At 38.7% G+C, this 444-nt stretch carries 1 protein-coding gene; it reads left to right on the top strand.

Translation table 11 applies throughout. The annotated features are described in order from the left end of the window. Nucleotides 1-248: transposase (locus tag LPKJCM_RS13365; RefSeq protein WP_016377583.1), on the top strand; the 248-nt coding region annotated here is incomplete at its 5' end. Nucleotides 249-444: the final 196 nt, after the last annotated feature.

The following is a 444-nucleotide window of genomic DNA, read 5'->3' as shown; positions in this document are numbered from 1 at the left end:
TTGATGGTGGTTATTCAGGCGTTAATTTTCAGCTCGATGTAGCCAGTAATTTAAACGCAACCGTGCAGGTTGCGAAGCGCAATGAGTTGCATCGATTCGAAGTCATGCCCCAACGTTGGGTAGTCGAACGATCTTTTAGTTGGCTAGAGAATTGTCGGCGACTTTGGAAAAATTGTGAGCGTCAATTAACCACCAGTCTGCAAATGGTCGTTTTAGCGTTTTTAGCACTATTACTTAAGAGATTTTAGACAGCTTCTAATTGATTAATAAAAGGCAAAAGCAATTTATCAATATGGCAGATTGTAAAATTTAAGTTGAACATTTAAGTGGACAGAAAAATCCATCAAGGTCTTTAATGGTGTTACCACACAATCCATTAGAAAGAAGGACCTTGATGAGCACCACTATTTTATCATTCCAGAACCGTGTTGTCATTGAAACGCT

This window comes from Lentilactobacillus parakefiri (assembly GCF_002157585.1).
In the GTDB taxonomy this organism is placed as follows: domain Bacteria; phylum Bacillota; class Bacilli; order Lactobacillales; family Lactobacillaceae; genus Lentilactobacillus; species Lentilactobacillus parakefiri.
Note: the sequence above shows the minus strand (reverse complement) of the source record. Positions and strands in the feature narration are given on the sequence as shown.